The sequence below is a fragment of the Sulfuricurvum sp. genome (genome assembly GCF_022759005.1).
Lineage (GTDB): Bacteria > Campylobacterota > Campylobacteria > Campylobacterales > Sulfurimonadaceae > Sulfuricurvum.
Window position 1 is genome coordinate 1 of sequence record NZ_JAEMQA010000145.1, and the last position, 3,076, is coordinate 3,076.

4 protein-coding genes are annotated in these 3,076 nt (G+C 42.0%); 2 read left to right on the forward strand and 2 right to left on the reverse strand.

All coding sequences use genetic code 11. The annotated features are described in order from the left end of the window. Positions 1–79: prepilin-type N-terminal cleavage/methylation domain-containing protein (locus JHC35_RS08655; RefSeq protein ID WP_365996497.1), on the reverse strand; the 79-nt coding region annotated here is incomplete at its 3' end. A gap of 132 nt (positions 80–211) precedes the next feature. Further along, complete coding sequence (locus tag JHC35_RS08660; RefSeq protein ID WP_295044287.1) at positions 212–691, reverse strand: prepilin-type N-terminal cleavage/methylation domain-containing protein; 480 nt, start codon at positions 689–691, stop codon at positions 212–214. A 174-nt stretch (positions 692–865) separates the two neighbouring features. Between JHC35_RS08660 and JHC35_RS08665 the strand changes: the two genes are divergently transcribed. Then, complete coding sequence (locus JHC35_RS08665; RefSeq protein ID WP_295044290.1) at positions 866–1,258, forward strand: hypothetical protein; 393 nt, start codon at positions 866–868, stop codon at positions 1,256–1,258. Between the two features lie 121 nt (positions 1,259–1,379). Further along, positions 1,380–2,966: a phosphoenolpyruvate carboxykinase (ATP) gene (pckA, locus tag JHC35_RS08670; RefSeq protein ID WP_295044292.1), complete on the forward strand. Its 1,587-nt coding sequence runs from the start codon at positions 1,380–1,382 to the stop codon at positions 2,964–2,966. The last annotated feature ends 110 nt before the right edge of the window (positions 2,967–3,076 follow it).

Sequence of the window (3,076 nt, forward strand, 5' to 3'; positions counted from 1 at the left end):
TGGCTATAGCCGATAAAATTCCTATAACAACAATGACAAACACAAGTTCTATCATAGTAAAAGCAAAACGTTTCATCATTAATCCTAATTGTCCTGAGTTTTACGATTGAAAACAATCACACAAATCAAACCAATCATATACATTCCCACTCAGGAGAGTGGGAACGAGATATATTTCATCCCCAAGCCTTAGCCGGGGAAGAAATACAATTTATTGAACAACGCTTGTGCTACCAAATGAATGAGTTTTAACTAAAGATTTCGACGCAGCTTGTGCAGTCTTACATGTAGTCGATGTTGTATCTGAACCATTTGCTATAGTCATATTTCCATCTGTTGTTGTTGTAATTTTAAAACAATCACTTGCAGTTGCTGCACCAGGGTTTGCCACCATATAAAAAGTTTTTCCTGCTAAGCCATCAGCAGTACCTACCTGAGTTTTTCCTGTTTGATCGGTATACAATTTTGCATTGGTTGCATCTGTAATTTTTGCAGTTTTCCATTTATCAACACCTTGAGAAGTATAGTAAGCGCCCAAATCACTAATAACAGTGCTTAAGTCAGACTTGAGTGCTGCAACTTTTGCATCATCACGTGTTGCTGCCAATTTTGGAATCGCTACCGCTGCCAAAATACCCAAAATAACGATCACGAAGATCAACTCGATCATAGTAAAACCTGAACGTTTCATGGTTTACTCCTTTGAAGTTTAAAATAGTGATTACACTCGTAACCCTACTGCCATTATGAAGCCGAATATCTTATAGTTTTATTAAATAAAACAAAAATCGACAAAATTGTGTTTTTCCTCCCTATTTAAGGAGAATATGGCATAATTTTCCCAAAGATATACGAGGATAATTCTATGAAAATCGCGGTACCGGTAGTTGATGAAAGCTTAAAAATGGCAGGCAACGCAGGGCATACCCCTTATTTTGCCGTTTTCAATCTCAGTGGCGGAATGTTTAAAAGTTTTACGTTGGAAGGGCTGCGTGCCAATCCAAAAGTTGCCGGAGACGATCATCATGATCATGACGAGCACCACACGTGTGATCACGACGAAGGGGATATTGAACATATCCAAGCGCACGACACTATGGCTTCGGCAATCGAGGATTGTGATTATCTCGTGGTCAAAATGGCGTGTAAAAATACCGCCAAAAGCATGAGTAACGTAGGGGTAAAACTCCAAAAATATAACGGAACCGAAGCGCTGGCTCCAAAAATATTGACGGAATTAGCACCTCAGTTCAAATAATCCTTCGCTTTAATTCTCGTTTATAAATTGGAGGCGTATAATTCGCACCATAAATGGAGTGAAAGCTTCAAATCTTCATCGCTATACAGTATGGCGATGAGCCCTAAAAGGTAAAGAACCCATGATTTCTGCAGAGATTGAGACGTTAGGCATAAAGAACAGTGGAAAGATTTTCCATAACCTCAGCTTCGATGAGCTGATCCAACATGAACTCGACAACGGTGAGTGCAAGCTTGCAAGCAGTGGCGCAACTATGGTCGATACCGGTATTTTCACCGGCCGCAGCCCTAAAGATAAATATTTTGTTGATGCTGATCCATCCAACAAATACATCGCATGGGGTGATGTCAACAAAAAAATCGACAAAGCGGTTTTTGATGAACTCCTTGTTGTTGCTCGTGAACAACTCTCTGGAAAAGATCTTTATATTACCGACGTTTATTGCGGCTCAAGCCCAAGCAGCAAACGCTCGGTCCGTTTCGTATCTGAAATCGCATGGCAGTCTCATTTTGTCAAAAATATGTTTATCCGTCCAACTGCTGCGGAACTCGAAACCTTTACCCCTTCATTTACCGTACTCAATGCATGTAAAGCAGTAAATGAACAATGGAAAAGTCACGGTCTGAACTCTGAGGTGTTTATCCTTTTCAGTATTGAAGACAACCTTTGTATTATCGGCGGTACATGGTACGGCGGAGAGATGAAAAAAGGGATTTTTTCAATGATGAACTACTGGCTTCCTCTCGAAGGGAAGCTCTCTATGCACTGTTCTGCCAACGTCGGAAAAGAGGGTGATACCTGTCTCTTCTTCGGACTCAGCGGTACGGGTAAAACGACCCTCTCTACCGATCCGAAACGTGCCCTCATCGGAGATGATGAACACGGTTGGGACGATGAGGGAGTATTTAACTTCGAAGGTGGATGCTACGCAAAAGTGATCAACCTTGACCCATCAAGCGAACCTGAAATTCATAATGCAATCCGCCGCAATGCACTTTTGGAAAACGTTGTCTACGATGAAGACGGAGTTGTCGATTACACTGACGGATCCAAAACGGAAAATACCCGCGTCTCTTATCCTATCGAACACATTGATAACCATCAGCCTTCTTTGATGGCACCGCATCCGAAAAATATTATTTTCCTCTCTGCTGATGCGTTCGGTGTATTGCCTCCGGTAAGTAAACTCACCAAAGAGCAGGCGATGTACTACTTCCTTAGCGGATACACCGCAAAAGTAGCGGGAACAGAGCGGGGAATTACCGAACCGGTAGCGACATTCAGTTCATGCTTCGGTGAAGCGTTCCTTCCATTACATCCGACTGTTTATGCAAAACTTCTCGGTGAAAAAATCGATCGATACGGCGTAAACGTTTATCTCGTCAATACCGGATGGACGGGCGGCGGATACGGTGTCGGTAAGCGTATGAGTATCAAAGATACCCGTGCATGTATCAATGCAATCTTAGACGGTTCTATCCAAAACAGTGAATTTGACATCACCAATACATTTGGTTTCCATATCCCTAAAACACTCGGTGATATTGATCCGATGATCCTCAATCCTCGTAATGCGTGGGCGGATCGCGATGCGTATCTCGTTCAGCGTGATAATTTAGCGGCTCTTTTCATCAAAAACTTCCAAAAATATACCGATAGCAATAGCGATTTCGACTATTCTGCCGCCGGTCCGAAACTTCCTAACTAATACTTCACAACTACTTTTCTTTTTAACAAGAAAAGTAGCAAAAGGCACCTTTGATACTTTTTTGTTCCGGCAAAAAAGTAACCAAAAAACCTCATCTCTCAACCAAAGCG